Source organism: Streptomyces sp. NTH33 (assembly GCF_003236365.1).
Taxonomy (GTDB): Bacteria; Actinomycetota; Actinomycetes; order Streptomycetales; family Streptomycetaceae; genus Streptomyces.
This window is the reverse complement of the sequence record NZ_POTZ01000697.1, coordinates 1-2,585: the sequence shown is the minus strand read 5'-3', so window position 1 is coordinate 2,585 and position 2,585 is coordinate 1. Positions and strand designations below refer to the sequence as shown.

The 2,585-nt window shown below is 71.0% G+C and carries 2 protein-coding genes and 2 pseudogenes; 2 read left to right on the top strand and 2 right to left on the bottom strand.

Annotated elements, in window-relative coordinates; all coding sequences use genetic code 11:
* A pseudogene (locus tag C1I97_RS43120) lies at positions 1–126 on the top strand (exo-rhamnogalacturonan lyase family protein); the annotation flags it as partial.
* 54 nt (positions 127–180) lie between these two features.
* On the opposite strand, the pseudogene C1I97_RS35125 reads toward C1I97_RS43120, so the two are convergent.
* Together C1I97_RS35125 and C1I97_RS40345 are read right to left on the bottom strand one after the other, a co-directional pair.
* A pseudogene (locus tag C1I97_RS35125) lies at positions 181–1,005 on the bottom strand (PP2C family protein-serine/threonine phosphatase); the annotation flags it as partial.
* Positions 1,006–1,302: 297 nt separating this feature from the next.
* On the bottom strand, positions 1,303–1,767 hold the full coding sequence (locus tag C1I97_RS40345) for a universal stress protein (RefSeq protein WP_181447055.1): 465 nt from the start codon (positions 1,765–1,767) through the stop codon (positions 1,303–1,305).
* Positions 1,768–2,018: 251 nt separating this feature from the next.
* On the opposite strand from C1I97_RS40345, the gene C1I97_RS35115 reads away from it, so the two are divergent.
* Positions 2,019–2,366, top strand: coding sequence for a hypothetical protein (locus C1I97_RS35115; RefSeq protein WP_111007007.1), 348 nt, complete (start codon positions 2,019–2,021; stop codon positions 2,364–2,366).
* Positions 2,367–2,585: the final 219 nt, after the last annotated feature.

The following is a 2,585-nucleotide window of genomic DNA, read 5'->3' as shown; positions in this document are numbered from 1 at the left end:
CTCTCGGGCGTCTTCGGCCTCAACGAACTGTGCGCCGAACTCGTCGACCTCGTCGACATGCCCGAGTTCAAGGAGGCCTCCCTGGACTACTTCCGCTACTTCAACGGGAGCAAGGCCGAACAGGCGGGTGCTGCCGTCCGCGCCGACCAGCAGCGGCGGCAGGTGCCCCGCGTTGCTCCAGCCGAACGTGTACTGCTCGCCCTCTGCCCGGCCGCGCTCGATGTGGCCGAGCAGCAGGGTGGCTGTGGGCGGGTCGGCGAACATCGTCAGGGCCCGGTCCAGTCGGGACACGACCTGGCCGGGCGGCTCGCCCCGGTCGAGGGCGAGCGCCCGCAGCATGTTGCGGATCTGCCCCATCAGCGGGGCGGCCTCCACGTCGTGGCCGGTCACGTCGCCCACCACCACACAGGTGGCGCCGTCCGGCAGGGCCATGGCGTCGTACCAGTCTCCGCCCAGCCTGGGCAGTTCGGAGGCGGGCTCATAACGGGCGGCGGCCTCAAGCGGCGCAAGGTCGGGAAGAACGGGCAGCATGCGGCGCTGGAAGTGCTCGGCGGCGTGTTTGAGGTGCCCGTACAGGCGGGCGTTTTCGAGATTGATGCCCGCGGCACTGGCCAGCGCAGTCAGCAGGCTCTCGTCGTCGTCATCGAAGGGCGTGCCGTCCGTCTTGTCGGCGACGTAGAGGTCACCGTAGACCGTGCCGCGCACCATGAGCGGAACGCCCAGCAGAGTGCGCATGACCGGATGCCCGGGCGGAAAGCCGGCCGCACGAGGGTGCGCGGCCACATCCGCCACCCGCAACGGCTCCCGGTCGTCCACCATCGTGTGCAACAGGCCATGACCTTGCGGCAGGCCCATGGCAGCGCACAGGTGTGGATCGTCGACACCCACGGTGATCAGGTCGATGACCTTGCCGCTCTCGTCGAGCACGCCCAGTGCCCCGTAGCGTGCGGCGACGAGGTCGGTGGCCGCTTCCACGATGCGGTTCAGCACGGTGCGGGTATCCATGTCGGTGCTGACCGCCCCGATCGCGTCCAGCAGGTGCCGCAGCCGGTGCCGGTCCAGCGCGCGCTGCGGTGGCCTCGCGGCCACGCCGTCCCGGGCCCGGCCCCGCTGCTGCCACGGGTTGTGCGCCATGGTGCTTCCTCCCGGCGCCGTCGGGCGCCGTCATCATGTCGCCCTGCCTTGTCACACTACGCGCTCACCTGGTCGGGAGCGGGCCGCAACGGCGCGCCGCCTGCTCCCGCCCCAGAAGGCCGCTGCGTCCGGCTTCACCCTGCCACGTGGACGACACGTGGAGCAGGGTCAGGGCACGATGACGACGGGGCAGTGCACGTGGCGGGCCATCCACACGGGTACCGACCCGATGAGGTGGTGCAGCCGGTGCTCCGGAGCGCCGAGCACCAGCGCGTCGGCCCGGTGTTCATCCGCCAGACGGGCCAGCTCACGGGCCGCATCCCCGATGCAGGCGGCGACATGGACGTCCAGGCCGGCCGGCGTGGCGGCGGGGAGCGTGTCGGCGGGTTCCGTGCGGAGCCAGGCCAGCGCATCGGCCTCCCGCTCAGCTACAGGAACGACGGCCGTCCCCGGGTCGTACGACATGGGGGCGGGGCTGATGTACGCGACGAGCAGCGGCCGTCCGGTCCGGCGGGCCAGTCCGGTCGCCCACGCCAGCGCGCGGCGGCCGGCTGTGAATCCGTCGTAGCCCGCCACCACCGGATGCGCCGGAGCGGCGGGTGCTCGGGGGGCCTGCTCAGCTTCATCGCTCACGGCTGCGTTCACACACTCGATGGCGGCACGCCCGGCATCATACCGATCGCACCGGTTTGGGCGCTGGGCGCTCCAGGGAGCGGCCACGTGCACATGCGCGGCAGTCCGTGCCGCGCCTGCCTGCGTATCGGGCGCTCGCTGACGGAATGTCAAGACAGCGGCGCAGGAGGGTTCCGCAGCGTCGACTGCGGGCGGCGACGGAATAGTGCGAGGCAAACCGGTGACCTGGAAGCCGAGATGGAGGTGAGGGCGTGGATGCGGTATCCAGCAGGCCCGGTACGTGGCGGGGTGCGGTCGTCGGTGCGGCGGAGGACCTCAACCCCGGGGCGTTCGCCTTCGTCATGGCCACGGGCATCGTGTCGACCGCGCTGGCCGAGCGCGGCGCGTCGGCCTCCTCGGCGGTCCTGCTGTGGATCGCGGCCGCGGGATACGTGGTGCTGTGGGTCGGCTATCTGTGGCGCACGGTGTTCCGGTGGCAGCGTGTGCGCACCGACCTGGCCGGGCCGCGCGGCTTCGCCTTTCTCACCTGGTCGCGGCCTCCGACGTGCTGGCCGGCCGACTGGCCCTCGATGGGCACTACGGCGCCGCCACCGCACTGACGGTGATCGGTGGGGCCGGGTGGCTGGTGCTCGGCTACGGTGTGCCGCTGCTCCTGATCTGCTCCCCACGCATCCTGTCGCTGCGTCAGGTAAGTGGCTGTTGTTGTACCGATCTTGGGGTTTGTCGATCGAACGGGAGTCTCGATTGGGTGGTCGCGGGGTGCTCGGCGCATACGAGCAGGGCCTCCTGAACAGCTCGTTGGTGTCTAATCACCGAGC